The following is a 26847-nucleotide window of genomic DNA, read 5'->3' on the forward strand; positions in this document are numbered from 1 at the left end:
TATAAAGATATAGATTACATTTTGCCCTATTTATTTTTTACGATTAACAACACTCGTCTCATCTTCTTCACGTATTTTACGTAATTTTTCTTCAGCTTTCGATGCTTCAAGCTGCTTATTCCACATTGAAGCATATAAACCTTTCTTGCGTAAAAGCTCTGTATGCGCCCCATTTTCAATAATACGACCACTTTTAAGAACCAAAATTTCATCAGCATTGATAACAGTAGAAAGACGGTGAGCAATAATCAATGTTGTACGTCCACGGCTTACAATATCCAATGCTTGTTGAATTTCCTGTTCCGTTGCCGTATCAAGAGCCGATGTTGCTTCATCTAGGATAAGAAGTGGGGGGGCTTTTAAAAGTGTCCGTGCAATAGCCACACGTTGTTTTTCACCACCTGATAATTTGAGACCTCGCTCTCCTACCATAGACTGAAAACCTTCCGGTAAAATTTCAATAAATTTTGATATTTGTGCCATTTCAGCAGCTTTGCGCATTTCTTCATCTGTAGCACTTGGACGCCCATAGCAAATATTATAGGCAATTGTATCATTAAATAACACTGTATCTTGTGGGACCATGCCTATCGCTTCACGCAAACTCTTTTGTGTTACGTCACGAATATCCTGCCCGTCAATTGTGATAGAACCCGCGTCAACATCATAAAACCGAAAAAGCAACCGAGAAATAGTTGATTTACCTGCACCAGATGGACCGACAATGGCGACTGTTTTTCCTCCAGGAACTTCAAAATCAATATCTCTGAGAATCTGACGTGTCGAATCATAGGAAAACTTTACCTGATGAAAACGAATGGTCCCATCGCTTATCTCTAACGGTTTAGCATCCGATTTATCAACGATCTCCTTCTGAACATCTAAAAGATCAAACATTGCTTCAATATCCGTTAAACCTTGTCGAATATCACGATAAATTGAACCAATAAAATTCAGTGGAATGGAAAGTTGCATTAAAAGTGCATTAATAAAAACAAAATCACCCAAAGTTTGTGTTTTATAAAAAACTTCATAAGCTGACATCAGCATCATGATCGTCATTCCAATACCAAAGATAAGAGCCTGACCAAAATTAAGCCAGCTTAACGATGTCCAAATCTTTGTTGCGGCTTTTTCATAACCTACCATAGAAGCATCAAATCGATCGGCTTCTAGAGTTTCATTGCCAAAATATTTCACCGTTTCAAAATTCAAAAGAGAATCAACAGCACGCGTATTGGCCTCAGTATCTGCTGTATTCATTTGTTGCCGAATACGAATGCGCCAATCACTCGCCTTAATGGTAAAAAAGATATATAATCCAACCGTTGCAACAACGATGAGAAGATAATGCCACCCATAACTTATGTAAAATACAAGTGCCGTTAATATAAACTCTAGAACTGTCGGTACTGTGTTCAGAATTGAAAATCTTACGATCGCTTCAATTCCTTTTGTACCACGCTCAATCACACGAGAAAGCCCACCAGTTCGGCGTTCCAAATGAAATCGCAAGGATAACTCATGCATATGTACAAAGGTTTTATAAGCCAATTGACGAACAGCATATTGACCAACAGTGGCAAAAAGAGAATCGCGTAATTGATTTAATCCAGCCTGCATAATACGTGCGACATTATATGCCAAAACGAGCATGATGGGAATAATCAAACTGGATGGGAACCATTCAGGTAGCTGAAAGCTTGAATCAAGCACATTCGTAGAATATTTAAAGAAATACGGTACAGATATGAGAACGAGCTTAGCCAAAACAAGATAAAATATTGCCCATAGCACACGTATTTTTAGATCACGCCGACCTACTGGCCACATATAGGGCCATAAATTGTAAAGTGTGTGCAGAGTTCTCCCTGTATCTGATGATACAGTTTTTGTCATTTCATTGCGTTTCATAAAGTCCTTACTTCTCTATCATCCACACGAAAAAGGCAAAATACCCCCCGTGGTTGTTTATAGATTTATCTCTTCATTACGCTTCCAATAAGCTATACCTACTCGTTGTTTGAAGTTAGACTGTTTTTGAAAAAGGAACAAGAAATAATCCACTATACAATTTATTATTTTGATCTGTATTTTCATACCACTCTGCTGCAAATAAATTTTCAACTTTTACATGTTTTTTTTTCAATTCTGCATGAAGCCACTTTTTTGTTTTACCAATCTCTTTAAGTCCATCATCAATAACTTCACCATTTTCTATTAAAATCGTCGATTTCTTCCCCTCTTCCTTTTTAATGACAGTGAAATCACCATTGGTTTCCAAACGAACAAAAGCGGCTTCATGTAAGTGACACCCTTTAAGACGTAACATCGTAATGAGATCATTAACATTGATCCCTAAGTTCTTAATCTTATCTATTTGGAAAACCCCATCTAAAACTAATGTAATATTCCGCCCCGCGATAAGACGACGAAAAAAAACTGAATAGCGTGCAAAAAAATTAAAAGATGTAATCAAGGTTTGCCAGATGAGTAAAACAAGCAATAATTGAATGCTACTAATATTCTGATTATAAATAACTCCGCCAATAATACCTCCCATAACAAAATTACTGACCAAATCAACTGGTGTCATCTGACTAAGACTCCCCCGTCCTGTTGTTCTTAAAATAAACAAGAAGGCAACAAGACCTACAGCCAGCTTAAGCGCGATATATCCATAATGATATAAAAATTCCATCAAACTTTCCTCCCTTTATTTATGTAAGCTGCTGGAATAGGAAAATTAAAATCGTTTTATTTCCCACACAGTTATGCGCTCACCACTCTGCGGATCCTTACTGTCTTTTAAAAGAATCCCCTCAGCTGCAAGCTCATCACGAATTGTATCCGCTGCTTCCCACTCTTTATTATGGATAAGTCGTAGTCTTTCAGCAATACGTTGATCAATAAATTTTGAATCAAGAAAAATTTTTTTTATAAATAATGGGCAGTCTATTTCTTTAATCCATTCTTGTCGTAACAGTCCTAATAAATTCATCCCATTAGCAAGAGCCAACGCATTCCCTTCTTTATAAAACTTTCGCAAAAGAGTCAGTGCTTTTGGAGTATTAAGATCATCACTGAGTGCATCTATCAAAGTATCATTAATTGCTTCATTGTTTTCCATCTCACTTTTTTTGCTGCGAAGCAATTCATACCAACGATACAGTTCGCTGCTCGATTGTATTAAACGCTGTGCTGTCCAATTTAATGGTTCACGATAATGCGTTTGCAACATCGAAAAACGCGCAGACAAACCAGCCCAATTTTGCTTCATTTCATCGGTTAAAATACCATTAAACTCCCAAAAATTACTCTCTAAAACAGAACGAATGGTTATGAAATTGCCAAAACTTTTCGACATCTTTTTGCCTTCAACTTGTAAAAAACCATTATGCATCCAAAAATTCGCCATTCGCTCCGTCCCAAAAGCTGAACAACTTTGTGCAATCTCATTTTCATGATGAGGAAAAATTAAATCAAGTCCACCACCATGGATATCAAAAATATTCGCGGTCGGATCATCACAGGTTAAACCACCGCCATAGGGTGCTAATAACTTTGCCATTGACATCGCAGAACATTCAATATGCCAACCTGGACGACCTAAAGCAGGAATTCCGGCCGGCGATTCCCAACCCGGCTCCCCTTTCACAGAAGGCTTCCATAAAACAAAATCCATCTCTTCCCTTTTATAAGCAGCAACATCAATACGCGCTCCCGCCCTCATTTCATCTAAAGAACGATTTGCAAATGCCCCATAATGGGGAGGATTTTTTATGCTACTTACAGAAAATAATATATGATTTTCCGCTTTATAAGCGTGCCCCTTTTCAAGCAATCTTTCAATTAAAGAGCGCATCTCCTCTAAATGCTCGGTTGCGCGCGGCTGGTTGGTTGGCAATAGACAACCAAGTGCTATTGTATCTTGTTGAAACTGGAAATATGTACGTTCTGTTAATTGACGAATAGCGTCATTCAGTGACAAGTTTGGATATTCACAAGCTGCTCGTGCATTAATTTTATCATCAACATCTGTGATATTACGCGCATATAGAACATGCTCATTGCCATAAACATGACGCAATAAACGAAATAAAATATCAAAAACAATGACAGGGCGTGCATTTCCTATATGCGCATAATCATAAACTGTTGGGCCACAAACATAAAGACGTACTCTTTTCGGATCTATTGGTGTAAAATTTTCTTTTTTACGTGTCAGCGTATTATAAAATCGCAACTCTTTCATTATTGACTCCATGGACGATATTATGCACCGCTCCTTTTAGATGCATCTTATCTCAAATTATCCTATTCCGCGGTTTAGGCTAAAAATTTTTATCTTATAGTAAATTCTTTTTACCATTTCCCCATTGTATCCATGGCTTTATTCATCATTTATCATAAAAACAATCTATTTTATTTGATTGAACAAAAGCATTCTATCATTAGAGATGCTTTCCCTCCTTAAAGAAAACGAGCTTAGAAAAAATTCTACAGGTAATACAATATAAATCTATGTGAAAAATAGATAGCTTCTAGGAAGCAAATCTTAAATTTTTAACCACACAAAGCTTCGTCAGTATTTTCAATATTCCACAATGGGTTCCTTACTGCTTCTTACGCCCTATATTTTATAATCAATAATTGAGAATAATGCAGCAATTCACTCTATTTTTACACCATTCTCATGACAAAATTATTTTATCTTTACAGAGTTTTATTCAAAGAAAGCGATAAAAATAATGCGTAATAGATTGATGAACATCATTATTTTAATATTTCTTGCCATTTCAATGCCAACCTTTGCGCAACAATCTCCACCTTATGAAAAAAAATTACTCCGATTAGCAGAAATTTTGGGATCATTGCATTCTCTCCAAAATCTTTGTGAGTCTCCAACAAACCAATGGTATGATTATATGAATGCACTGATTGAAGCAGAACACCCCATTCCACAAAGACGTGCTTATTTTTATGAAGCGTTTAATGAAGCGTATCGTGCTTTCTCAGAAAATTATCATCATTGTACACAAGCAGCCATTGAAGCCAATCAACGATACATTGAGGAAGGAAGAATTTTATCTGAAAACCTCCTCATGCATCATAGATAATTAATCTATACAAAAAGTATCTCTCAATTTTAGCAATATCAATGATACTCCTCTCACAAATGCGTGGAGCAATAAACAAGCTCTGAAAATAGAGAGACTTTTAAAGAATAATATCTTGATACGCTTTTATTCGTATGAGCCCCTTTTTCCCATACAAAATCGCTCTTTGGATTCCTCCCCCCACCTCAAAGGACGAAGATTTTTAACTAAATTTGCTCTGTAAATAATCTAGGTTCTTGTTGAACAAAGTTCCTCTTGGCTTCTAACACATGTAATTTCTTCATAGTTTCTACAAATAAGCCTAAGAATATTCACCACGCATTAAAAAACACTTATGTGCCAAAGAGGCTGACATACCCTATATCATCACTCTAAAAGATGATATTTTACGGCATATTTATAATTTTAATCTGTTTACACCAAAGTTTCCATAAATTTAACAGGCTCTCCTTGTGACGGTGTGACAATTTCACCTTCCCACATAACGCGCATACCACGGATAATAGTCCCAACAGGCCAACCTTTAACTTTTTGACCATCATAAGGTGTCCAACCGGCACGCGAACCAATTAAGCTATTCGTAATAATTTCTTCTCTCTTAAGATCAACAATGGTTAAATCAGCATCATAACCAACAGCAATGCGCCCTTTACAGCTTATACCAAAAATACGACTAGGACCATGTGAAGTGAGATCAACAAAACGTTCAAGAGATATTTTCCCTGCATTCACATGTGTTAACATAACTGCTGCTGTTGTTTGCACCCCTGTCATTCCTGAAGGTGAAGAGGGATAAGGTTGAAGCTTTTCTTGAAGAGTATGAGGCGCATGATCTGAGCCTAAGACATCAATAATTCCTTGTTGAACACCGTACCAAAGAGCTTCACGGTGGCGCGACTCACGAATAGGCGGATTCATCTGAATTAATGTACCAAACTTCTTATAATCATCAGCCGTGAGAGTCAAATGATGTTGTGTCACTTCAATTGTTGCAACATCCTTATGTTTTTTTAGAAAATCAATTTCTTCTTCTGTCGAAAGATGTAACACATGAATCCGTGCTTTCGTCTCATGGGCAATTTTTACCAAACGCTGCGTACATTTTAATGCCGCAATTTCATCACGCCAAATCGGATGTGATGATGCATCCCCTTCAATACGCAATATTTTACGCTCTTGAAGCCTCGCCTCATCTTCAGAATGAAAAGCTGCACGACGGCGTGTATTCTTCAAAATAAGGCGTACACTTTCATCATCATCAACCAAAAGATCACCGGTAGAGGACCCCATAAAGACTTTAATTCCAGCCGCACCAGGAAGTCTTTCTAACTCAGAGAGTTCATGGGCATTTTCACGCGTTCCTCCAACCCAAAATGCAAAATCGCAATGCATTCGATGAAATCCGCGCTTAACCTTATCGCTTAATGTTTCTTCTGATGTTGTCAACGGATTGGTATTAGGCATTTCAAAAACCGCCGTAACACCCCCTAACACAGCAGAATACGAGCCACTTTCCAAATCCTCCTTATATTCATTTCCTGGCTCCCGAAAATGCACTTGGCTATCAATAATTCCTGGTAAAATATGAAGCCCCGTACAATCAATGACCTCATTAGCCGATGCACATGTAAGGTTGCCTATTTCAGCAATACGACCATTTGTAATACCAATATCACGCTTGCTTCTTCCATCATGATTCACAAGTGTTGCACCTTTAAAAATTGTATCAAATGTTTTAAACATAGCCACGCTCCTTACATATTGCTCACTTATCGATTATGTAACTTTGAGCAGAAAGGCAAGAACCATGATTGAAAAACAAAATGCCATTTGCTTAAAAAACCGCAGGCTTATTCAAATTACAGGCGAAGAAGCAACAGATTTTCTACAATCCCTGATCACGACAGATGTAAAAAAAATCAGCCCACAGGAACTTTTCCCTGGAGCCCTTTTATCCCCACAAGGAAAGGTTCTTGCTGATTTTCTTATCGGAAAAAAAGAAAATGGTTACCTGATTGATATCAGAATGCCTTTAGCTGATACGCTTCACCAACGTCTGTTGCTCTATAAGCTGCGTAAAAAAGTAGAAATTACACAACCATTACAAAAGCTTGTTACGGTTTCTTTGAATAATGAATCAGATTCTTTAAATTTTGATTCAAGTTTTGTTGATAAACGCTTCCCACAAAAAGAAAAAATAATACGAATCTATGGCAAAAAACCTTTTTTGACTTCAGAATATAATGACACATGGAATCAATTGCGTATCCGTTATGCAATTGCAGAAAGTGGTCAAGACTATGAAGTTGGTAAAGTCTTTCCTCATGATATTAATTACGATCAAATCAATGGACTCTCATTCAATAAAGGATGTTATATTGGACAAGAAATTGTTTCACGAATGCACCATCGCCGTGCAGCACGTCGCCGTATTTTTATTGTAAAAGGCCAGTGTGAATTAACCCCTCAATCTAGCATTGAAGCAGGAACAAAAGTGCTTGGCTACTTGGGAACGTGTGTAGAAAATGAGGCTCTCGCTTTAATGCGTATTGACCACGTCAAAGATTCTATGAACCATAACATCCCCTTTACTGTAAAAAACATTCCTGTCACCATAAACATTGCTGAAAATATGAATTTTACCTTTCCTGAAAATACTATAGAAAATACGCATGGCTAAAGCTGAATTATTAAAAAATGGAGAAGCACGCGCTTGGCAAAGAATGCTCTCTGGACGCAGACTTAATCTTCTCAACCCTTCTCCTTTTGATGTTGAAATTGAAGATATTGCCCATGGACTTTCTCGCGTGGCACGTTGGAACGGTCAAACACGAGGGGAGCATGCCTATTCTGTTGCACAACATTCACTTTTGGTTGAACAAATATTTCAAAAACTTTTTCCACAATCGGGAAGCAACGAATGTCTTTATGCTCTTCTTCATGATGCTCCAGAATATGTCATCGGCGATATGATTTCCCCCTTTAAAGCTGTCATAGGAAAACAATATGAACGCATTGAAAAGGGCATCCAAGATGCTATCCACATGCGCTTTTCTCTTCCCGTTGATCTTTCTCAAAAACTTTTAAAAAAAATCAAACAAGCCGACTGTATCGCTGCATATTATGAAGCGATTACGCTTGCTGGATTTAGTAGAGAAGAAGCCCTTCGCTATTTTGGCTCTCCCAATAATATTTTACCCGATGATCTTAATTTATACCCCTACTCTACCCAACAAATTGAAAACGCATTTTTAACTCGCTTCAATGCCTTGGATGCCCAAAGATTATAGACTCTTCGCATTGTTCCTTCCCTATCATTAAAGACTCATCACACTGATTTATAATAATAATTCATTGTTTTTTCATGTTGAATGAGAGCCACTAATATCGTAAGATTCACTCATTTCAAATCTGTTTATATTGAATCAATCAAAACCATTCTCTTGTACGTCATAAGTGGGACCGGCATATAGGTAAAAACTTTTAAAGAAAGAATTTGAAATGTCTCTTATGAAGCGTAAAGATGGGGGCGCTCTATAAATTGTACACTTCACAGGGGCTTTACCGCTATACCATTCACGAACATCACCGTGAAATGGGATTGAGTCCCCAAGAAAGCTTTCTTAAAAAAAGCACATGACTTAGCAACCCAATGGCGTTCTGTTTTGCATGAGAGGAGTGACTCCATTAAAGAAATCGAAAAAATCACAGCTCAAATTGCATACAAAATATATGAAATAATACACTTTCATTATCAAAATAACAAATGTTCCCTTGTCAAACTTTTCATCTTAAACTGAAGTTTATTTTAGTTTATAAACTTCATTATCCGCTGGGAAAGCACGAGATGTGACATCCTCTGCATAATTCTTTATTGCAATTTCCATGGCTTGTTCAAGGTCTCCATAACGGCGTACAAATTTTGGCACATGAGCACCATAGCCCAACATATCTTCCATAACCAATACTTGTCCATCGCATTGATTGGATGCACCAATACCGATCGTAGGGATAGAAAGCTTTTCTGTCAGTTTTACTGCTAAAGGTTCGACAATCCCTTCTAAAACAATAGCAAAAGCACCGGCCTCCTCAATTGCAGCCCCATCGGCTTCAATTCTTTGCCAATCACTCTGTTTTCGTCCTTGTGTTTTGAAACCACCAAAACGATTCACCGCCTGGGGTGTAAGACCGATGTGCCCCATCACTGGAATGCCACGTTTACACAAAAAATCAATTGTTTCCGCTATATAAACACCACCTTCAAGCTTAACTGCACCACACCCCGTTTGAGCAAGAATACGCGATGCATTAAAAAAAGCTTGCTCTGGACTTTCCTCATAAGAGCCAAAAGGCATATCAATAACCACAAGAGCTTTTTGAGATCCACGCACCACGGCTTGTCCGTGTAAAATCATCATATCTAAATTAACAGGAAGCGTTGTCTCAAACCCATACACAACCATACCAACGCTATCACCAACCAAAAGGATATCGCAATATGGATCAGCAATCCGCGCAGTATAAACTTGATAAGCTGTTAAAGAAACAATTGGCTGTTGTCCCTTTCTTGTACGTATTTCGGAAGATGTTATACGCTTTACGGTTTTATGTACACTCATTTTCCGCCCTTCTCTTGCAATATATATTGATCAATCAGCCTTACCTCTCCAAAGCGAACAGTAAGAAGTAAAACTGCTGGTTTATTCAATGTTCCTTTAACCACGCATAAAGTTTCCATATCCCGCAAATCTATTGCTTCAATGATTGCACGCGTTTCTTGTTGTAAAATATCACGAACAGTTTTGCATAATTTATCAACCGACCGTTCACCTTCATGGTAAAGCTTTTTAGCAGCTTTCCCACTTTCAGGAATAATTTTGGCAGCTTTACGATCTTCTAATGTTAAAAACTGATTGCGTGAAGAACAAGCGACACCATCTGACTCCCGTAAAATAGGAACTCCAACAATTTCAATAGGAAAAGCCAAATCTTCAACCATACGCCGAATAATTAAAATTTGTTGAAAATCCTTTTCCCCAAAAAAAGCCTTATCTGGTTGAACAATGTTAAAAAGTTTAGCAACAACGCTTGTTACACCACAAAAGTGCCCTGGACGTAATTTTCCCATCAAAATACGTGATAATTTTTTCACTTGCACAATTGTATCATTTCCCAGTGGCCACATTTCATCTACAGAAGGGGCAAAAACACATTCAACACCTGCTTCTTTTAACAAAGCACAATCGCCCTTCAAATCTCTTGGATATTGAGAAAAATCTTCATGAGGTCCAAATTGCTTTGGATTGACAAAAATAGAAACCAATACGCGATCACACATTGCTCTTGCATACTGTACTAATGCAAGATGACCATCATGCAATGCCCCCATTGTTGGAACAAAACCAATCGAAAAACCTAAACGTCGTTCCTCTGAAGTATATTGGCGGACTTCAGCAATTGTCTTTAAAACTTTCATTTTTCCATTCAATTATCATCAGATCAACAAATTAATGCTCGTATACCAAATTGGCGCTCAAACAATTGTATCAAATTCATGCGCACTGACGGCTGCTTTATATCTCGTGGCGCCCAGACATGACGCATAAGAAAAAAACCCGTCAGTATAAAACCATTTATTATGTCACTAGAATCAGTAGGACGAGTTGTTCTTTGCACAAGAAACTGCGGTAGAATGAGAAGCTTTTTTTTCCAAGGTTCCCCTGCTTCTTCACAGACAGCCCGTCCAGATTTTGGTGATACGTAATGCAGCCTTTCCTGACCGCCTGTTGCAGCACAACAAGATAAATCAAGACCAAAACCAAGTTCTTCAAGAAGCCGCATTTCAAAACGTACAAGCAATTCTGCAGTTACAAATGGTTCATCAAAATTCTGCATAAAAAGGTGTAAAATATCATATAAAACGGGGTGTGGATCACGTTCGGGAAGAATCCGCAAATGAAAAGCTATCAATTGCAAAGCATAAAGTGCTTCTGGTAGACAGATTAATCGCGCCGCGTGTAAATCAAGAGCTTCAAGTCGAAAAATTCCCAAATGTTCTTCTAAACGAGCCCACCATTCAGCCTCCACAAAATTTCCAGGTTGAAGAAGAGCTGCCATACGACGCGACCGCCCCCCTTTTACCACTCCCATATAACGACCATGTTCACGTGTCATAACCTCAAGAATAACACTTGTTTCACCATATTGGCGTGTACCAAGAATAACGGCTTGTTCTTTCCACTTCATTTTACTTTAATTATTTTTAAAAATCTTATTTTTAAAAATCCAATCCCATTTCGCGATAACGTTCTGGATCGGTATCCCAATTATCGCGCACTTTCACAAAGAGAAAAAGATGAACCTTTTGATCCATAATTTTCATGAGTTCTTTACGTGCTGCTTGACCAATCGCTTTTATTGTATCGCCTTTTGCTCCTAAGACAATTTTTTTCTGACTCTCACGCTCAACATAAATAACTTGATTAATTTTAACGGAACCATCTGAACGCTCTTCCCAGTTTTCTGTTTCAACCGTTGAGGAATAAGGAAGTTCATCATGAAGACGAAGAAAAAGTTTTTCACGCGTAATTTCAGCAGCAAGATGACGCATGGGCATATCGGAAATTTGATCTTCCGGATAATACCATGGTCCCTCCTGCATCATATTACTCAACGCATGAAGTAAATCCTTGCAACCAGAACCGTTTAGAGCAGAAATCATAAATGTTTGCGCAAACTTTACACGTTCATTTATTTTAGTGGTTAACGCTAGAAGAGATGATTTAACAACTGTATCAACCTTATTAAGAACAAGAACTTTTTCTTGTTTCATGTTGTTTACAATATCTAACATCATATCAACTTCATCCGAAAGACCACTTTGAGCATCAATTAAAACGAGCAGAACATCCGCGCTCTTAGCCCCTCCCCAAGCAGCAGAGACCATGGCACGTTCTAAGCGCTTATGGGGACGAAAAACACCCGGTGTATCGACCAACACAATTTGCACATCATCATGAATGACAATACCGCGGATTAAAGTTCGTGTTGTTTGTACCTTATGCGTTACAATTGAAACCTTTGTTCCAACCAATTGATTAACCAATGTCGATTTACCGGCATTAGGCATCCCAATAAGCACAACAAACCCAGAACGCGTTTTCATAACGTCACTCATGATCATTTTTTCCCACTGTTTTCCATACACCCTCTCGTCGCAAAATTTTTTCAGCTGCCATTCTTTCGGCATATCTTTTGGAGCTTCCCTGCCCAATCTCTGAAGCAAACCCAGAAATACTTACCTCTACCATAAAAACAGGATCGTGATCTGGACCTGAACGTTTTATAACCTGATAATGTGGTTGTGCATTGCCTTGGATATGCGCCCATTCCTGTAATTCGGTCTTGGCATCACGCCGACCAGCATTCATTTTCTTTGCCCGACTATGCCAATATTTTTGAATAAAAGGGCGAACGCTTTCCAAGCCTCCATCGAGATATATCACGGCAATCAAAGCTTCCACGACATCTGCATGCATATTGATGAGTCGACGCCCCTCGAAATTTTTCATCTCAAAACCAACACGGATCATATCAGGCAGCCTCATTTCACGCGCAATATCAGCACATGTCTGCGCGTTGACCAGATGATTCAAACGGACTGATAATTCACCTTCACTTGCCTGAGGAAAAAGTTGATACAGCATTTCTGCAATCAAAAGCCCTAAAACCCGATCCCCTAGAAACTCTAGTCGTTCATAATTCCCCTGTTCCGAATCTTGCACACTCGAGTGTGTTAATGCCTTCTTTAACCTCTCTTCATCTTTAAAACGATGCCCCGTCAGCTTGAAAAGCTGATCAATCATTAGACGTTTCATCGTTGTTTCCTTGCTTGATAAGCGGCAAATCATGAACCGTATTTATGAAAGAAAACAAACGCTTCCAACGCACATCAAATGGCCAGCGCCAAACCTGCCAAGCACTTGAACCGTTACTGATGGAAAAGAAAATCACGCTCGCGCGACCAATAAGATTTTCTTCTGGAACATAGCCTACATCTAAACGACTATCATCTGAATTGTCGCGGTTATCTCCCATCATAAAGTAATGTCCTTGAGGAACTTCAAAGACTTTTGTATCATCGACTTTCGGGATGAAAGCTAAATCAAGTGTATCATAACTGACACCGTTAGGCATTGTCTCGCGATAAACCTCAACAGGATAGTTAACCTCTGTTATATCAGAATTATCAATTTCCCCCATAAAGTGACGGGAAACAGCCTCATCATTAATATAAAGAATACTTTGACGGACTTGTATACGATCACCTGGTAGCCCAACAACGCGTTTTATATAATCAATCTTCGGATTACTTGGTAAGCGAAAAACGACCACATCTCCACGTTGAGGTTGAGATGCCCAAATCCGTCCAGAAAAAAGAGGAGGAGAAAATGGGATGGAAAAATGAGAATACCCATATGCATACTTAGAAACAAACAGATAATCTCCCACCAACAAAGTAGGACGCATTGAACCGGAAGGAATACTAAAAGGCTGGAAAAAAAGTGTCCGAATAACCGCTGCTAAAAGCAGAGCCTGTATTAAAACAGAAATAAATTCACGAACCCCACCTTTTTTTTCTTTTTTATGCACTTTATCTTTTTGGATCATCACCAACTGCCTTCTCATCACAGATATAATTTTTTTTCATCATAATATTCAAATAACAAAAGCACAATCTCTCACACCATCTATCCACGTGGAAGTGCTTCGATAATAATAAATGCCTGTGCCCAAGGAAAATCATCTGTTATGCTAAGATGAATAACTGCATCATGATGAGGAGGTAATAACTTTTGAAGTTGTACTTGCGCACGATTTGTTAATTGCATTATTGGTTTACCAGATGGCAAATTAATAACCCCCATGTCTTTCCAATTAATCCCACAAGCGATTCCCGTTCCTAAGGCTTTAGCACATGCTTCTTTAGCAGCAAATCTTTTTGCATAGGAAGAAGAGCTTTTTTTGAGATTTTCCGATCTATTCCTTTCAATATCCGTAAAAATACGTTGGGTAAAACGCTCACCATAACGAACCAACATTTTCTCAATACGTCGTATATCAACCAGATCATTTCCAAGACCAACAATCATACGATATTACCCGATCTTTCTTACGATGAACGCTTCTTTAAACGCCTTTTTTTATAATCTTTTGATATCGCTTTTGTTTAAAACGAACCGTTGCTCTGTAAACACCTATATAAGATAAACCACCAAAAACAATACCTAAAAGAGTTCCACCTAAAATCATAGGACTCATAATTGTGTCCCATGCGCCTTTAAAGAGGAGAGAGAGATTTGACAATGTCAAACCATTAAATAGAGCACGAATTTGCGAAAGAGAAATCTCTTTGACATCGCTAAAAAGTGATAAACAAAAATACCCTACTTTATAATCAGCCATGACAATCAATAAAAATGTGAGTGGATTAGAAAAAATCGTCCCAATGATTGCGGCAGCAAAGTTTGCACGCAAAAGCCAAGATAAAAATATTGCCAAAATAATATGCAACCCAAAGAAAGGGGAACAAGCTAAAAAAATGCCAACAGCAACCCCTAATGCTACTTCATGCGGTGTTGCTGATATACGCAAAATACGTTTATGTATGTAGCAAAATGAGCGAGAAAATGAACGACGTGGCCATAACCAAAGTCGAATACGCGTTACAAAATCTATTGGTTCTCGACGACGAAAAAGCATATGACTCTCAATATACATCTTTTGATGATGAAATAATCTATATCATCTAAATTAATCTTTTTAAGCTTTTGCACAAAAAAAAATAGAAAGACAATTAAATATTTCGACTACCTGGTTTAATCGCTGGAAGAACAGAAAGCTCTGCAGGAAGTGCATCACTAGCATAAGAGGTTATCTCGTATTCAGCAAGTGCAATCAATGGAACTCCAACATTGACTTTACCACCAGAACGATCAAGGATACATGCACTGGCTAATACCTCTGCTCCTGCTGCAACGAGCGCCTCAATAGTCTCACGAATGGAAAGACCCGTTGTCACAATATCTTCAACGATAACAACCCGTGCCCCCTTCTTGATTTCAAAACGACGCAATTCAAAGATGCCATTTACACGCTCTACCCAAAGAGAAGGAACACCAAGGTGCCGTGAAGTTTCATAGGAAGGAATAAGGCCGCCAATTGCGGGACCAACAACATAATCAATTTTTCCCTCGATAGATTTTTTGATTTTTTCAGCTAATCCACGACACAACTTTTCCGTCAAGTCAGCATGCATGAATACTTTCGCTTTTTGCATATAAGTCGCACTATGGCGTCCCGATGTTAAAATAAAATGCCCTTCTAGAATAGCATCTGCTTGTTTAAAAATATCAATGACATCTTGTGTATTCATTGCAAAATCTTTCTTTTTATCCATGAACCCGCCGTACTGTACTTACTGAACCCGCCTCTTTTAACTGAGAAAAAATACGATTCAAATGTTTTAAATCCCACACTTCCAAATCAATCATAATTTCTGTAAAATCTGGTGCTGTACGGATAAAAGATAAATTTTGGATATTGGCATCGTTAGCAGAAATTATTTGTGTAATTTCAGCCAAAGAACCAGGACTATTTACAACCAAAATGTTTATCCGTGCAGGAAAACGTTCATTCATTTGGGCATCAATATCCCAGCGGACATCAATCCATCGTTCTGGCTGATCATCATATGCCATCAAAGCTGAAGACTGTATTGGATAAATAATGATCCCAGCCCCAGGCTGCATAATACCAACAATCCGATCTCCAGGCACTGCTCCTTCCGGTGAAAAACGTACGGGTATATCTCCACGGGTTCCTCTAATAGGCAATGCTTTAGATTGATGATTCTCGAACATTTCATTCTTTTCATTTTCTGGAACTTTAAAAATCATACCTTGAGCATTCTCAATATTAAACCAACCTTCTTCCCCAGGCTTAAAAGATGACTTTTGTACTACACGGTGATCTTGATAATCAGGATAAACCGCTTTAATCACATCAGCGGAAAACAGCTCCCCACGCCCAACAGCAGCCAATACATCCTCTACATCTTTACGTGCTAAACGTGGCAAAACTTTCTTCAAAACGTCTTTTGAAAATTGTTTTCCCATATATTCAAATGAACGCTCGAGAATACGATATCCTAAACCCGAATATTGTTTACGTACCGCAGCACGACTTGCTCGTCGAATAGCTGAACGTGCTTTACCTGTGACAACAAGAAATTCCCATGCAGCCGGCGGAATTTGAGCATGTGAACGAATAATATCAACCTCATCACCATTTTTTAATTTGGTCATTAAAGGCATAATACGACCATTGATTTTCACACCCACACAAGAATCACCAATATCGGTATGGACGGCATAAGCAAAATCAATAGGAGTAGCTCCTTTAGGAAAAGCAATTAATCGACCTTTCGGCGTAAAACAAAAAACTTGATCTTGAAAAAGCTCAAGCTTTGTGTGTTCTAAAAATTCTTCCGGATTATCTCCATCTGACAAAGATTGAATCGTTTGACGCAACCATGCATACGCATTTGTTTCATTTGATAACCTCGAAGCCGAATAATTAGAACCTTGCTCTTTATAAATGGAATGTGCCGCAACGCCATATTCAGCAATTTCATCCATAGCAGCAGTTCTAATCTGCAATTCAACACGTTGTCGCGATGGTCCCACAATCGTTGTATGAATGGAACGATAATCATTTTGCTTTGGTATAGAGATATAATCTTTAAAACGACCGGGAACCATTGGCCATGTCGTATGAATGACACCAAGAGCACGATAACAATCATTCACGGACTCAACAATCACACGAAAACCAAAAATATCCGATAACTGTTCAAAAGATAATGCTTTACTTTCCATTTTGCGAAAGACTGAATAAGATTTTTTCTGACGGCTTTTAACATCTGCTTTAATGCCGTGCTCGAAAAAAAGCTTTGTCAATTCATTTTCAATTGTGGAAAGCAAATCACGGTTGTGTTTCAATAATTCAGAAAGTCGATTAGTAATCGTACGATAACCTTCTGGATTTAAATAAAAGAAAGAGAGATCCTCTAATTCCTCGCGCATATCCTGCATACCCATACGACCTGCAAGTGGCGCATAAATATCCATCGTCTCCTCAGCAATTCGCCGACGTTTATCATCACGCATAACACCAAGGGTACGCATATTATGAAGGCGGTCAGCGAGTTTGACTAAAAGAACGCGAACATCATCAGAAATAGCAATAAGAAGTTTACGAAGATTTTCTGCCTGTACAGCTTTCTTTGATACAAGATCAAGCTTATTAAGCTTTGTAAGTCCTTCAACCAACTTCCCAATTTCAGAACCAAAAAGCTGATCAATTTCTGCTCGTGTAGCGCTTGTATCTTCAATTGTATCATGCAAAAGAGCAACAGCAATCGTTGCCTCGTCCAACCGCATATCCGTCAAAATAGCAGCAACTTCTAAAGGATGAGAAAAATAAAGATCACCTGACGCACGCTTTTGATGTGCATGCTTTCTCATTGCATAATCATAGGCCCTGTTTAAAAGAGCCTCATCTACGTCAGACTTGTAACGTTGAACACGTCCAACAAGCTCACACTGACGCATCATACGAGCATATCCTTTATCTTTTCACACCCCTAATCTTTATTGAACACGTCCTATCAATAAAAGACAAGAAAAATAATTGCTCCTCACATGACAAGGTATCTTTACTCCTGTAACATAAATTGCTGCAATTAATAATCGTCACTTTTTTCTGGAACAACCAAACCTTCAATACCCGCTAAAAGCTCTTCTTCTGACATATGATCAAATGAAGTACCTTCTTCTTGCGACGACGTATTAAAAGCACTTTCAGCTTCACCTGAATGGGTAATAAATTCACTTGCCATTTCTGGCTCATCTACTTCCACATGCTTTTGCAGCGAATGAATAAGGTCTTCCTTTAAATCAGCAGGCGACAATGTTTCTTCTGCTATTTCACGCAAAGCAACAACTGGATTTTTATCATTATCACGATCAACCGTAATCTGCGCTCCTTGTGAAATCTGACGCGCCCGATGACCTGCTAAAAGTACCAATTCAAAGCGGTTGTCAACTTTATCAATACAATCTTCTACCGTTACGCGGGCCATTTATGCCTCTTTCTCAAATAAAAAAATTTAATAGCGGATAGGGAAGTATATACAATAATCAAAACAAAACACAAGAAAAACAACTCAAACTTTTATATTTTTTGATTAAAGAACTTATTTAAGAAAATTCTTGGAAAATTTATAAAATGTATAACCTATTTACGCTCATTATCAAAGCTTCTCTTAAAAGCATTCCAATAAATTGACTTCAAACAAAGGACGGTCTTTCTTGACAAAATACTTGTCTGGGGTCTTCGTCCTTTTAAAAAGAATACCAGCTGTTGAAAATCCTTTGCAATAAAGGCAGCCTTATGCATAATTTTTATGATAATATTTTATCTTAAAGAGAGAGATTTTTTCTTTGAACATCATGTGTATTACGCTCTTATTCATCGAATAAATTACTGAAAGATTACCTCTCTTTACACAATAATTAGTAATAAGTTTATATTAAATTTTATTTATATTCATTATAGATTGTTTCTCAAAACATAACCCGTCATATACGCTATAAAAGACTCAAAAAAATAGAAAAAACGATTGATGCCTAACACCATGAATAACCAATTAACATCACTTTTCCCAGAACCACCCAAAAATTGCAATTTATGTCCTAGGCTCCATCAGTTTATCGCTGACTGGCGTGTAAAAGAACCAAGTTGGTATAACGCACCGGTGCGCCCCTTCTTTCCTTATAAAGGAGCAGACACAACGCGCCTTCTTATTGTTGGACTTGCTCCTGGATTACGTGGAGCAAATCGAACTGGACGTCCGTTCACTGGTGATTATGCTGGGCACTTACTTTATTCAACTTTAAAAAAATTTGGTTTTGCCCAAGGAACCTTCGAAGAAAGAGCAGATGATACTCTTGAACTGATTGATGCAGCAATCGTTAACTCTGTTCGTTGTGTTCCACCAGAAAATAAACCCACCGGTGCAGAAATTAACACGTGCCGCTATTTCTTCTCACCTCTTTTAACAAATCTTCCCAAACTTAAAGCCGTTATTACCTTAGGAACCATTGCACACCATTCAACGATACGTGCCCTTAATGCAAAAGTTTTAGCTCACCCTTTTGGACACGGCGAAATCAATAACATCGGCAGATTACGCATCTTTTCAAGCTATCACTGTTCTCGTTATAATACAAATACTGGACGCTTGACAGACGCCATGTTTCACCAAATTTTTCAAGCAGCAAAAACATACTTAGATCAATGCTAAAACTGTTTTAAACCAGCGCTATAAATAAAGGATACCTAGATCGCATTCGTCATCCATATCTTTTTAAAAGTCTTGCTTTTTCACGTCCCCAATCGCGTTTTTTTTCTGTTTCTCGCTTATCATGAAGTTTTTTCCCCCGCGCTAGAGCAATCTCCAACTTAACGCGCCCACGTTCATTAAAATAAAGTTTAAGAGGAACAAGCGTCATTCCTTCACGAGACGTTGCATTAAAAAAACGTGCCATCTCACGTTTTGAAAGCAATAACTTGCGCAAACGTCGCGGTTCATGATTAAAACGATTAGCCTGCGTATATTCAGGAATATAGCTGTTTACTAACCATAATTCCCCATTCTCAAAACTCGCATAGCTTTCAGCAATATTGGCATGATTAGAACGTAAGGACTTTACTTCCGCTCCCTGAAGGACAAGACCGGCCTCGAGATTATTAAGGATTTCAAAATTAAAACGTGCTTTACGATTGTCAGCAATTATTTTCCGTACGGGCGCGTTCTTTTTTTTATTCATGGCTTTGTCAATATCATTTTATGCTTTTAAAATACCAGCATGACTGAGGGCTGCATCAATAATCTTCTTTGTTCTTTCTGTTAACGGAACAATCGGAGAACGCACAGTATCACCACAAAATCCTAATTTTGCAGCAGCATATTTAATACCCGCTGGACTAGGCTCAATAAACACAGCACGATTAAGAGGCATCAAGCGATCATTTAATTCTCGTGCTGTTTTATAATCACCACGAAAACAAGCATCTTGAAGCTCTGCACACAGCTTTGGAGCAACATTGGAGGAAACTGAAATACACCCCATACCTCCATGTGCATTAAAACCTAACGCTGTACAATCATCACCGGAAAGCTGTACAAAATCCTTCCCACACTTTTCACGTTGTTCACTAACGCGTTCAATTCTGCTCGTTGCATCTTTTACACCAATGATATTTTTAAAATCTTGATAAAGGCCTTTCATCGTTTCCACAGCCATATCGATAACAGAACGACCAGGAATATTATAAATTATAATCGGAATAGAAACAGCTTTGGCAATGGAAGAAAAATGTTTGTATAAACCAGATTGATTTGGTCTATTATAATAGGGAGTGACAACCAAAACTGCATCTGCACCAGCTTTTTGCGCGTATTGTGCAAGCTCTACAGCCTCACTTGTGCTATTTGATCCCGCTCCAGCAACAACAGGAACACGCTTTGCGACCTGCTCAACACACAATTCTATAATCCGCTTATGTTCTTCATGACTTAACGTTGCTGATTCACCGGTTGTCCCAACTGGGCTTACACCGTTAATCCCTTGTGTGATCTGCCATTCAATAAAATCACAAAACGCCTTCTCATCAATTGCGCCCTTATTATCAAACGGTGTAATAAGCGCAGTTATAGCTCCCTTGAGCATGATAAACTCCCTATAATGTTCGCTTTTATTTTTTTTAATAATCGCCTTTTATAAATTTTAAATAGAGCATAATCTTGCTCTATCATTGAAGCAAGATGAATTTCAAAAAAAGCTCTCTTAAGATAAAAATATTCCTCCTTAAATGTTGCACATTTTTTTAAAATAAGCCGTCTATATTAACGCGTTTTTCATGCTTGTGTTCTATAAATCCTTAAGTTTTTACAAAAAGCAAGGTCTCAAGGTCTTTTCTCTATGCGTGTATTTTCCACCTCTCTTTTCGTATCAACCTTTACTGCACTTATACTGGCAATAAGAATTTTATTTTCAAGTGCATCAGCGCAAACACCCCTTTTGCACGGGAAAGCGCCAATCCCTTTGGTGCGCCCTACTCCCTTTACCGAAAAAGAAGCTCTAGAGCCTCTTCAACAGATACACACGACATTACACAATACTGCTACACTTCAGAAACTGAAAGCTGGGCTAGATGCACTAGCAAACAACAATATTGCAAAAACAATAAATCTTCGTAATTCAATGGAAAAACATAGCCTTGATCGTCATATTTTGACATGGGCGCTGGGGATATCAAACCAAGCTGATATACCAAGTTCTGAAATATTTAATGCAATCAACATGCTAAAAGGATGGCCCGGTATAGAAACGATGCAACGCAATGCTGAACGTGCTTTTCTTAACGAAACCAACCTCACACGCGCAATCATCCAAAAATTTTCTCATCACCCGCCCCAAACAGCGCAAGGAATGGCTCTCTTCGCTAAAGCACTTATTGCAACGGGAGAAACCACTCGTGCTCGACACGTTATTGCGCCATGGTGGCATAAAACACAGCTTAATGCAAAAGAGGAAATATTTGTTCTTAAAAATGCAAGCGCTGCATTAAAACCTATTGATCATCTGAAACGCATGCAGTTTATGCTGTATGCATATCGTTTTGATTCAGCAGCACGCGTTGCAAAATTAGCCCATGCTCAATCTCTTTTTGATGCTTTTGTGGCCGTTGAAAAAAATGATCCTAGAGCTACACAAAAATTAAAAGCTGTAGAAAGATCATGGCAAAAAGATCCTCTTTTTCAGTTTGCTCGAATACGCCATCTTCGACGAACAGAGCAATATAATGCAGCTGCAGCACTCATGATGAAAACATCAAAAGATGCATTCCACCTTATGAACCCTCATTCATTATGGAAAGAACAACGCGCCCTTTCTCGTGAAATGCTCGATTTAAACAAACCAAAAATTGCTTATCAACTCGTTGCAATGCACACTGGTATAACATCTGCATTAGCTATCGATGCTGAGTTTCATGCAGGATGGTACGCACTACGGTTTCTTCATAACCCTAAATTGGCAATGCAGCATTTTTCACGTATTCCTCAACTCTCTTCTTTACCTTTTTCTGCATCACGTGGATATTACTGGATGGGACGAACAGCAGAAACGCTAGAAGAACATAAAAATGCCCAGCAATACTTTCATCGCGCAGCTCATTTTGGTGCAACTTACTATGGTCAATTAGCCGCTGCACGACTCAACCAAAAAAAGCTTAAAATTTCCTTTCCCAAACCAACAACCGCTGAGCGACAACATTTTAGTGCACGAAAAGCGATCAAAGCAATTCAACGTCTTGAAGCAGCCGGCTATGCTGATTTTGCTAAAATTTTTTATAGAGAGCTCGGAAAAAAAATAGAAAGTCCCGGCGAATTAGCCCTTCTGGCTGTTATGGCAGAAAAAAACGGAGACTATTATACCAGTCTCAAAATTGGAAAAATGGCTGTTTTTCAGGGAAAAAATGTCGGTGCACTCTCTCATCCTCTGGGAGCTATACCAGCTTCTACTAATATTTCTGTAGAAGAAAAATCGCTTATCTATGCCATTGCACGCCAAGAAAGCGAATTTAATCCAACAGCCATATCAAAAGCAGGTGCACAAGGTATACTCCAATTGCTTCCTACAACAGCAAAAGCATTGGCAAAAAAACACTCAATTGCATGGTCTCCTAAAAAATTTAGCAGTGATGCTCATTATAATGCAACATTAGGTGCCCATTTTCTTAATGAACAATTGGAACGTTTTAATGGATCCTATATACTAACTCTTATTGGCTATAATGCGGGTCCCCGTCGTGTCAATGAATGGATAAAACGTTATGGCGATCCTCGAGGACAATCTCTCGATAACGTCATTGATTGGATTGAGCGTATTCCTTATACAGAAACACGTAATTACGTGATGCGTGTCATGGAAAATTATGGTGTCTACAAAGCAAGACTCACTGGGAAAATAGATATAAAAACCGACCTGCTTTCTGGTCGACGGAAATAATATGCCTTAACTTCCCAAATAGTACTTTGAAAGCGTTCATAAGACGTGTTTTTATTCCTTTTTAAATAGCACCCACATACCAACCTGCTTATGATGTATACGCAAGTAATTTTAATTGATTCAGTATCAATAAATTCAAAATGAGAAAACCCTATGCTATTAGGATCTTTTATTTCAAATACAAAATGATGAATTATCATTATAAATCAATATATTATAAGAAAAGCGCCCCATATAAAAAATCAGCTAAATATCAAGGATACTCTGATTATTTTATTCACTTTTGATGGGGGGGGGGGTGGAAAAGAACCAACGCGTTGAAGTGCCGCCATCGCTAATCGATCAAGTTCCGGATTACCAGCAGAGACTGCTACACGACTAGAAAAAATACTCCCCTGCTTATGCACCATAAATTCTAACTTCACCGTTCCTTTTGCACGACTGGTACGCTGTCCCACAATATAATTTTTTTGCCTTTCTAATTGTGACTGTACCTTTGCTAACCACTCCATTAACAACATATCTTCAAGCCCTGCTGTACTGACGCCCTTGTTGGTGGAAGAAGAACGTACCGCCTTTGCATTGGAGCGCTTTACTACAGCTTTTGGCATCGGTATTGTTTTTTTGATAAACGCTTTATGCTCCACTTTTTGAGGAAGGGGTTCTTCCAAAGACTTTAAGTCATCTTGTTCTACCATATGCTGAGGCTCTTCCGATTGAACTTCATCCACGGATTCTAATTCCTCTGACTCCTTCTCTAAAAGATCAGACTGTAATACTTTTGGCTCTGTATTAATATCCGAATTAATATCCGACTCTGTATGAATATCTGACAAATCTGTATCAACATCCGGATAGATAGTTTCTTGCACAAAAGTCAGCATAATCTCCGACGAGAGCAAGCTATTACTTACACCCGTACTTTGAAAATAAAACTGCGCTCCCAATAATACATGCAAAAATAAAGCTCCAACAAATGCACCAATCCAAAGAGTTAATAATTGCGTCGTATTTTCAAAATTCATCGTTTCTTCTGCCGCTATTTTAAGCTTAATATTGGTGTAAATCTCATTAAAACAGGCTATTTTGAAATTGCAACTTTTTTCTTGACTGATTTTGTCATGTTTAATATGGTTTTCTAGTGGTTTTGTCTTGTTGGCAAAATCACTTCTGCTTGGCTGGCAAGTTTTAATCAGCGGGTCCAGCCTTTTTGTATGTAAATAAAATTTCAAAACAGAGAGGGGATGTTTAAAAAGGTTGTGATGTGTTATGCAAATAAGACGAAAAAATATCTATAAAAGCTGTGTGATTTTAAGTGCATTATCGGTCTGTATACCTTCATTTGTTTTTGCACGAAATAAAGATGGAGGTACTGTCACTGAACTCAAACCAATTGTTATTGAAGAGAAAAAAATAGGGACGGCCTTGGATTCGGTCACTATTCTGACAGATCGGAAAACCGCGAAGGATATTCGTGAGAAACAAATAACTGATGCCTATGATATTAGTCGTCTTTATCCAACCGTGGGGTATAGCCCAAGTAATAACAGTTTTGTCATTCGTGGTTTAGAAGCAAACCGTGTTCTCACAACAGTGGATGGTATTGTTCTTCCATGGTTCAATGATATATTGCGTAATAACAGTGGTAACACAATGTTTGACTTTAGTGCGCTTTCCACACTTGATGTTATTCAGGGACCGGATTCTAGTCTTTATGGATCTGGTGCACTGGGAGGAGTTGTTGCGTTGCGTACCCTTGATCCTGAAGATCTTATCACAGAAGGAAAAAATTGGGGTGGTCTTATAAGAAGTGGTTATCATTCTGTTGATAATAGTTGGCACGTAGATCAAGCTGTTGCAATGCGTGCTCAACAAACGTTTTTCCTTTTCCAAGGTTCTTATGCGGAAGGTCATGAGCGCAAAAATATGGGAACCCTAGAAGGTTATGGAGAGCGCACACGTAAAAACCCTGCTCATTTTGACCAAAATAATTTGCTCTTTAAAATTCACCAATACCTTGATGACAATCACCGACTTGGTTTTACAGCAGAACGTTTTGGTCACAATGTTGATACACATTCATTGAATGCTTCTGAAAGATATTATGCCCGTGGTTCCGTTTATGACAAGGACGACAAACTCCGTGAACGCCTTTCTCTTTCTTATGACTATAACGGCAATGAAGATGCACTTTTTGATGCGTTTCGTGGACAGATTTATTGGCAAAGACAGTCAAGTCATGATATTATGACTTCATTTCGTGTTCGGGCACCCAAAGGGGATTTTTTGAGAGATAATTTTTTGCGTAATACCAATTATGGTTTCAATGCTGATGCTCTCAAGAAGGTTCATATTGGCACTGTAGACCATACGTTAAAGCTTGCCGCTAATGTCTTGTCATCTAAGTTTCATCATTATTTGTTCGGGAAAGATAATTGTCACTTGCCGGAAAATGCACGGGGATGCCTCTTTGTGCCCGCTAATCGGTCAGATTCACCAGATACAAATGGCTATAATTTGGGTTTTGTTTTCGAAGATGAAATTGGCCTTGCCGATAACCATTTCCGTATCACACCTGGAATTCGTTATGATTGGTATAAGTATGTCCCTCAGAAAACGTCTTCTTATGAGAAAGCTCTACTTTCTGACAAATTTCCTCCAGAAAGAAATGGTTCACGTTTTTCTCCCAAATTACGTGTGGAGTGGGATGTTCGTGATCAAGTAACGCTTTATGCCCAATGGGCACAGGCTTTTCGTGCACCACGTATTGCAGAACTTTACGTCTCTTATATAAAACCCTCTGCTTATTACTCGAAGGGCAACCCTGATCTTAAAGCAGAAACGAGCAATGGGTATGATGTTGGCATAAGGTATGGAAATAGAAATTTGGGTGGTTCAGTCAGTGCCTTTTTCAATCAATACAAGGACTTCATAGACACTGTGGATAAAGGTCCATCAGAGGAATTCCCATTAGCACGTCGCCATTATATAAATCGTGCAAATGTGCGTATTTATGGTGCTGAAGCAAAAATACATTTGGCTCTTAATGGTGGATTCCATAGCAATTTTGCTCTTGCCTATTCGCAAGGAAAAGATATTGATAAAGATGAATATCTTAACTCAATTCCAGCTTTAAAAGCGATTGTTGGGATCGGATATGCAAAAGAAATCTGGGGAGCAGACGTTGTTCTTACCTCATCTGCCAAACGTGATAAAGTTGCTAAGGAATCGGACTATCAAAAAATTCCAGGTTATAATATTATTGATGTGTCAGGTTGGTTGAAGCCATTTGGTGAAAAGGGTCCTGTTATAAGGGCTGGTGTTTATAATCTGTTCAATCAAAAATATTGGAATGTATCAGATCTTCCTTCCGATGACGGCTCAACACCGAAGGATTATTATAGTCAGCCTGGTCGCAACTTTAAAGTTTCGTTCGTGCAAAAATTTTAGTCACTTTTGTTAATCATTAGATCAATTAAAAAGGTTATATCGATAAAAAATAAATTATTGCGTTTCTGTTCTCATTG

The 26847-nt window shown here is 38.4% G+C and carries 24 protein-coding genes; 6 read left to right on the forward strand and 18 right to left on the reverse strand.

Annotated elements, in window-relative coordinates; genetic code table 11:
- Positions 1-30: 30 nt before the first annotated feature.
- From ACFIJP_RS00410 to cysS, 3 genes are all read right to left on the reverse strand, one after another.
- The gene (locus ACFIJP_RS00410) at positions 31-1914 is read right to left on the reverse strand and encodes an ABCB family ABC transporter ATP-binding protein/permease (protein ID WP_375625026.1); all 1884 of its coding nucleotides are present in this window, start codon (positions 1912-1914) and stop codon (positions 31-33) included.
- A gap of 115 nt (positions 1915-2029) precedes the next feature.
- A complete protein-coding gene (locus ACFIJP_RS00415; protein ID WP_375625027.1) occupies positions 2030-2701 on the reverse strand; it encodes a DUF421 domain-containing protein in 672 nt (223 codons plus the stop codon).
- A 45-nt stretch (positions 2702-2746) separates the two neighbouring features.
- Positions 2747-4255: a cysteine--tRNA ligase gene (gene cysS / locus ACFIJP_RS00420; RefSeq protein WP_375625028.1), complete on the reverse strand. Its 1509-nt coding sequence runs from the start codon at positions 4253-4255 to the stop codon at positions 2747-2749.
- 496 nt (positions 4256-4751) lie between these two features.
- Between cysS and ACFIJP_RS00425 the strand changes: the two genes are divergently transcribed.
- Complete coding sequence (locus tag ACFIJP_RS00425; protein WP_375625029.1) at positions 4752-5120, forward strand: TIGR02301 family protein; 369 nt, start codon at positions 4752-4754, stop codon at positions 5118-5120.
- 414 nt (positions 5121-5534) lie between these two features.
- On the opposite strand, the gene ACFIJP_RS00430 is transcribed toward ACFIJP_RS00425, so the two are convergent.
- A complete protein-coding gene (locus tag ACFIJP_RS00430; protein ID WP_375625030.1) occupies positions 5535-6863 on the reverse strand; it encodes a dihydroorotase in 1329 nt (442 codons plus the stop codon).
- Between the two features lie 64 nt (positions 6864-6927).
- Here ACFIJP_RS00430 and ACFIJP_RS00435 point away from each other — a divergent pair, with 64 nt between their 5' ends.
- On the forward strand, positions 6928-7800 hold the full coding sequence (locus ACFIJP_RS00435; RefSeq protein WP_375625031.1) for a YgfZ/GcvT domain-containing protein: 873 nt from the start codon (positions 6928-6930) through the stop codon (positions 7798-7800).
- Entirely contained in the window at positions 7793-8410 is a 618-nt protein-coding gene (locus ACFIJP_RS00440) for a YfbR-like 5'-deoxynucleotidase (RefSeq protein ID WP_375625032.1), read from the forward strand. Before ACFIJP_RS00435 ends, ACFIJP_RS00440 begins: the two co-directional genes overlap by 8 nt.
- Positions 8411-8923: 513 nt before the next feature.
- On the opposite strand, the gene panB is transcribed toward ACFIJP_RS00440, so the two are convergent.
- The 11 genes from panB to rpoZ all read right to left on the reverse strand — a co-directional run bounded on the left by panB (position 8924) and on the right by rpoZ (position 18324).
- Positions 8924-9739: a 3-methyl-2-oxobutanoate hydroxymethyltransferase gene (panB, locus tag ACFIJP_RS00445; RefSeq protein ID WP_375625033.1), complete on the reverse strand. Its 816-nt coding sequence runs from the start codon at positions 9737-9739 to the stop codon at positions 8924-8926.
- The gene (gene panC, locus ACFIJP_RS00450; RefSeq protein WP_375625034.1) at positions 9736-10596 is read right to left on the reverse strand and encodes a pantoate--beta-alanine ligase; all 861 of its coding nucleotides are present in this window, start codon (positions 10594-10596) and stop codon (positions 9736-9738) included. Before panC ends, panB begins: the two co-directional genes overlap by 4 nt.
- A 23-nt stretch (positions 10597-10619) precedes the next feature.
- On the reverse strand, positions 10620-11366 hold the full coding sequence (recO, locus tag ACFIJP_RS00455) for a DNA repair protein RecO (RefSeq protein ID WP_375625035.1): 747 nt from the start codon (positions 11364-11366) through the stop codon (positions 10620-10622).
- A 31-nt stretch (positions 11367-11397) separates the two neighbouring features.
- Positions 11398-12297, reverse strand: coding sequence for a GTPase Era (era, locus tag ACFIJP_RS00460; RefSeq protein ID WP_375625036.1), 900 nt, complete (start codon positions 12295-12297; stop codon positions 11398-11400).
- Positions 12290-12997 (reverse strand): ribonuclease III, encoded by a 708-nt coding sequence (gene rnc, locus ACFIJP_RS00465; protein WP_375625037.1) that lies wholly within the window; start codon positions 12995-12997, stop codon positions 12290-12292. The genes era and rnc overlap by 8 nt, the downstream gene beginning before the upstream one ends.
- Positions 12978-13790 (reverse strand): signal peptidase I, encoded by an 813-nt coding sequence (gene lepB / locus ACFIJP_RS00470; RefSeq protein WP_375625038.1) that lies wholly within the window; start codon positions 13788-13790, stop codon positions 12978-12980. The genes rnc and lepB overlap by 20 nt, the downstream gene beginning before the upstream one ends.
- Positions 13791-13870: 80 nt before the next feature.
- Entirely contained in the window at positions 13871-14272 is a 402-nt protein-coding gene (acpS, locus tag ACFIJP_RS00475) for a holo-ACP synthase (protein WP_375625039.1), read from the reverse strand.
- Between the two features lie 37 nt (positions 14273-14309).
- The gene (locus ACFIJP_RS00480; protein ID WP_375625040.1) at positions 14310-14882 is read right to left on the reverse strand and encodes a DUF2062 domain-containing protein; all 573 of its coding nucleotides are present in this window, start codon (positions 14880-14882) and stop codon (positions 14310-14312) included.
- A gap of 94 nt (positions 14883-14976) precedes the next feature.
- A complete protein-coding gene (gene pyrE / locus ACFIJP_RS00485; RefSeq protein ID WP_375625185.1) occupies positions 14977-15555 on the reverse strand; it encodes an orotate phosphoribosyltransferase in 579 nt (192 codons plus the stop codon).
- Between the two features lie 16 nt (positions 15556-15571).
- Positions 15572-17797, reverse strand: a complete 2226-nt coding sequence (locus ACFIJP_RS00490) for a RelA/SpoT family protein (RefSeq protein ID WP_375625041.1) — start codon at positions 17795-17797, stop codon at positions 15572-15574.
- 128 nt (positions 17798-17925) lie between these two features.
- Positions 17926-18324 carry a DNA-directed RNA polymerase subunit omega gene (rpoZ, locus tag ACFIJP_RS00495; protein ID WP_375625042.1) on the reverse strand — a complete coding sequence of 133 codons (399 nt, stop codon included), beginning with the start codon at positions 18322-18324 and terminating at the stop codon, positions 17926-17928.
- Positions 18325-18879: 555 nt separating this feature from the next.
- On the opposite strand from rpoZ, the gene ACFIJP_RS00500 reads away from it, so the two are divergent.
- On the forward strand, positions 18880-19548 hold the full coding sequence (locus ACFIJP_RS00500) for a uracil-DNA glycosylase (RefSeq protein WP_375625043.1): 669 nt from the start codon (positions 18880-18882) through the stop codon (positions 19546-19548).
- Positions 19549-19597: 49 nt separating this feature from the next.
- On the opposite strand, the gene smpB is transcribed toward ACFIJP_RS00500, so the two are convergent.
- Complete coding sequence (smpB, locus tag ACFIJP_RS00505) at positions 19598-20074, reverse strand: SsrA-binding protein SmpB (protein WP_012231306.1); 477 nt, start codon at positions 20072-20074, stop codon at positions 19598-19600.
- Between the two features lie 18 nt (positions 20075-20092).
- On the reverse strand, positions 20093-20977 hold the full coding sequence (dapA, locus tag ACFIJP_RS00510) for a 4-hydroxy-tetrahydrodipicolinate synthase (protein ID WP_375625044.1): 885 nt from the start codon (positions 20975-20977) through the stop codon (positions 20093-20095).
- Between the two features lie 252 nt (positions 20978-21229).
- On the opposite strand from dapA, the gene ACFIJP_RS00515 reads away from it, so the two are divergent.
- The gene (locus ACFIJP_RS00515) at positions 21230-23320 is read left to right on the forward strand and encodes a lytic transglycosylase domain-containing protein (protein ID WP_375625045.1); all 2091 of its coding nucleotides are present in this window, start codon (positions 21230-21232) and stop codon (positions 23318-23320) included.
- Between the two features lie 242 nt (positions 23321-23562).
- On the opposite strand, the gene ACFIJP_RS00520 is transcribed toward ACFIJP_RS00515, so the two are convergent.
- Complete coding sequence (locus ACFIJP_RS00520) at positions 23563-24345, reverse strand: cell envelope integrity protein TolA (protein ID WP_375625186.1); 783 nt, start codon at positions 24343-24345, stop codon at positions 23563-23565.
- A 244-nt stretch (positions 24346-24589) separates the two neighbouring features.
- On the opposite strand from ACFIJP_RS00520, the gene ACFIJP_RS00525 reads away from it, so the two are divergent.
- Complete coding sequence (locus ACFIJP_RS00525; RefSeq protein ID WP_375625046.1) at positions 24590-26770, forward strand: TonB-dependent hemoglobin/transferrin/lactoferrin family receptor; 2181 nt, start codon at positions 24590-24592, stop codon at positions 26768-26770.
- Positions 26771-26847 lie beyond the last annotated feature (77 nt).

Origin of the sequence: Bartonella sp. MU37NMGALS, from assembly GCF_042194015.1 — a bacterium.
In the GTDB taxonomy this organism is placed as follows: Bacteria; Pseudomonadota; Alphaproteobacteria; order Rhizobiales; family Rhizobiaceae; genus Bartonella; species Bartonella grahamii.

Excerpts from the sequence above, each read along its gene's own strand:
- recO (WP_375625035.1), bottom strand. The coding sequence starts at position 11,366 with ATGAAGTGGAAAGAACAAGCCGTTATTCTTGGTACACGCCAATATGGT.
- lepB (WP_375625038.1), bottom strand. The coding sequence starts at position 13,790 with ATGATCCAAAAAGATAAAGTGCATAAAAAAGAAAAAAAAGGTGGGGTT.
- era (WP_375625036.1), bottom strand. The coding sequence starts at position 12,297 with ATGAGTGACGTTATGAAAACGCGTTCTGGGTTTGTTGTGCTTATTGGG.
- ACFIJP_RS00410 (WP_375625026.1), bottom strand. The coding sequence starts at position 1,914 with ATGAAACGCAATGAAATGACAAAAACTGTATCATCAGATACAGGGAGA.
- acpS (WP_375625039.1), bottom strand. The coding sequence starts at position 14,272 with ATGATTGTTGGTCTTGGAAATGATCTGGTTGATATACGACGTATTGAG.
- dapA (WP_375625044.1), bottom strand. The coding sequence starts at position 20,977 with ATGCTCAAGGGAGCTATAACTGCGCTTATTACACCGTTTGATAATAAG.
- rnc (WP_375625037.1), bottom strand. The coding sequence starts at position 12,997 with ATGAAACGTCTAATGATTGATCAGCTTTTCAAGCTGACGGGGCATCGT.
- ACFIJP_RS00415 (WP_375625027.1), bottom strand. The coding sequence starts at position 2,701 with ATGGAATTTTTATATCATTATGGATATATCGCGCTTAAGCTGGCTGTA.
- ACFIJP_RS00430 (WP_375625030.1), bottom strand. The coding sequence starts at position 6,863 with ATGTTTAAAACATTTGATACAATTTTTAAAGGTGCAACACTTGTGAAT.
- ACFIJP_RS00520 (WP_375625186.1), bottom strand. The coding sequence starts at position 24,345 with ATGAATTTTGAAAATACGACGCAATTATTAACTCTTTGGATTGGTGCA.
- panB (WP_375625033.1), bottom strand. The coding sequence starts at position 9,739 with ATGAGTGTACATAAAACCGTAAAGCGTATAACATCTTCCGAAATACGT.
- ACFIJP_RS00490 (WP_375625041.1), bottom strand. The coding sequence starts at position 17,797 with ATGATGCGTCAGTGTGAGCTTGTTGGACGTGTTCAACGTTACAAGTCT.
- ACFIJP_RS00515 (WP_375625045.1), top strand. The coding sequence starts at position 21,230 with ATGCGTGTATTTTCCACCTCTCTTTTCGTATCAACCTTTACTGCACTT.
- cysS (WP_375625028.1), bottom strand. The coding sequence starts at position 4,255 with ATGAAAGAGTTGCGATTTTATAATACGCTGACACGTAAAAAAGAAAAT.
- ACFIJP_RS00435 (WP_375625031.1), top strand. The coding sequence starts at position 6,928 with ATGATTGAAAAACAAAATGCCATTTGCTTAAAAAACCGCAGGCTTATT.
- ACFIJP_RS00500 (WP_375625043.1), top strand. The coding sequence starts at position 18,880 with ATGAATAACCAATTAACATCACTTTTCCCAGAACCACCCAAAAATTGC.
- ACFIJP_RS00525 (WP_375625046.1), top strand. The coding sequence starts at position 24,590 with ATGCAAATAAGACGAAAAAATATCTATAAAAGCTGTGTGATTTTAAGT.
- ACFIJP_RS00480 (WP_375625040.1), bottom strand. The coding sequence starts at position 14,882 with ATGCTTTTTCGTCGTCGAGAACCAATAGATTTTGTAACGCGTATTCGA.
- panC (WP_375625034.1), bottom strand. The coding sequence starts at position 10,596 with ATGAAAGTTTTAAAGACAATTGCTGAAGTCCGCCAATATACTTCAGAG.
- smpB (WP_012231306.1), bottom strand. The coding sequence starts at position 20,074 with ATGAATAAAAAAAAGAACGCGCCCGTACGGAAAATAATTGCTGACAAT.
- ACFIJP_RS00425 (WP_375625029.1), top strand. The coding sequence starts at position 4,752 with ATGCGTAATAGATTGATGAACATCATTATTTTAATATTTCTTGCCATT.
- ACFIJP_RS00440 (WP_375625032.1), top strand. The coding sequence starts at position 7,793 with ATGGCTAAAGCTGAATTATTAAAAAATGGAGAAGCACGCGCTTGGCAA.
- pyrE (WP_375625185.1), bottom strand. The coding sequence starts at position 15,555 with ATGAATACACAAGATGTCATTGATATTTTTAAACAAGCAGATGCTATT.
- rpoZ (WP_375625042.1), bottom strand. The coding sequence starts at position 18,324 with ATGGCCCGCGTAACGGTAGAAGATTGTATTGATAAAGTTGACAACCGC.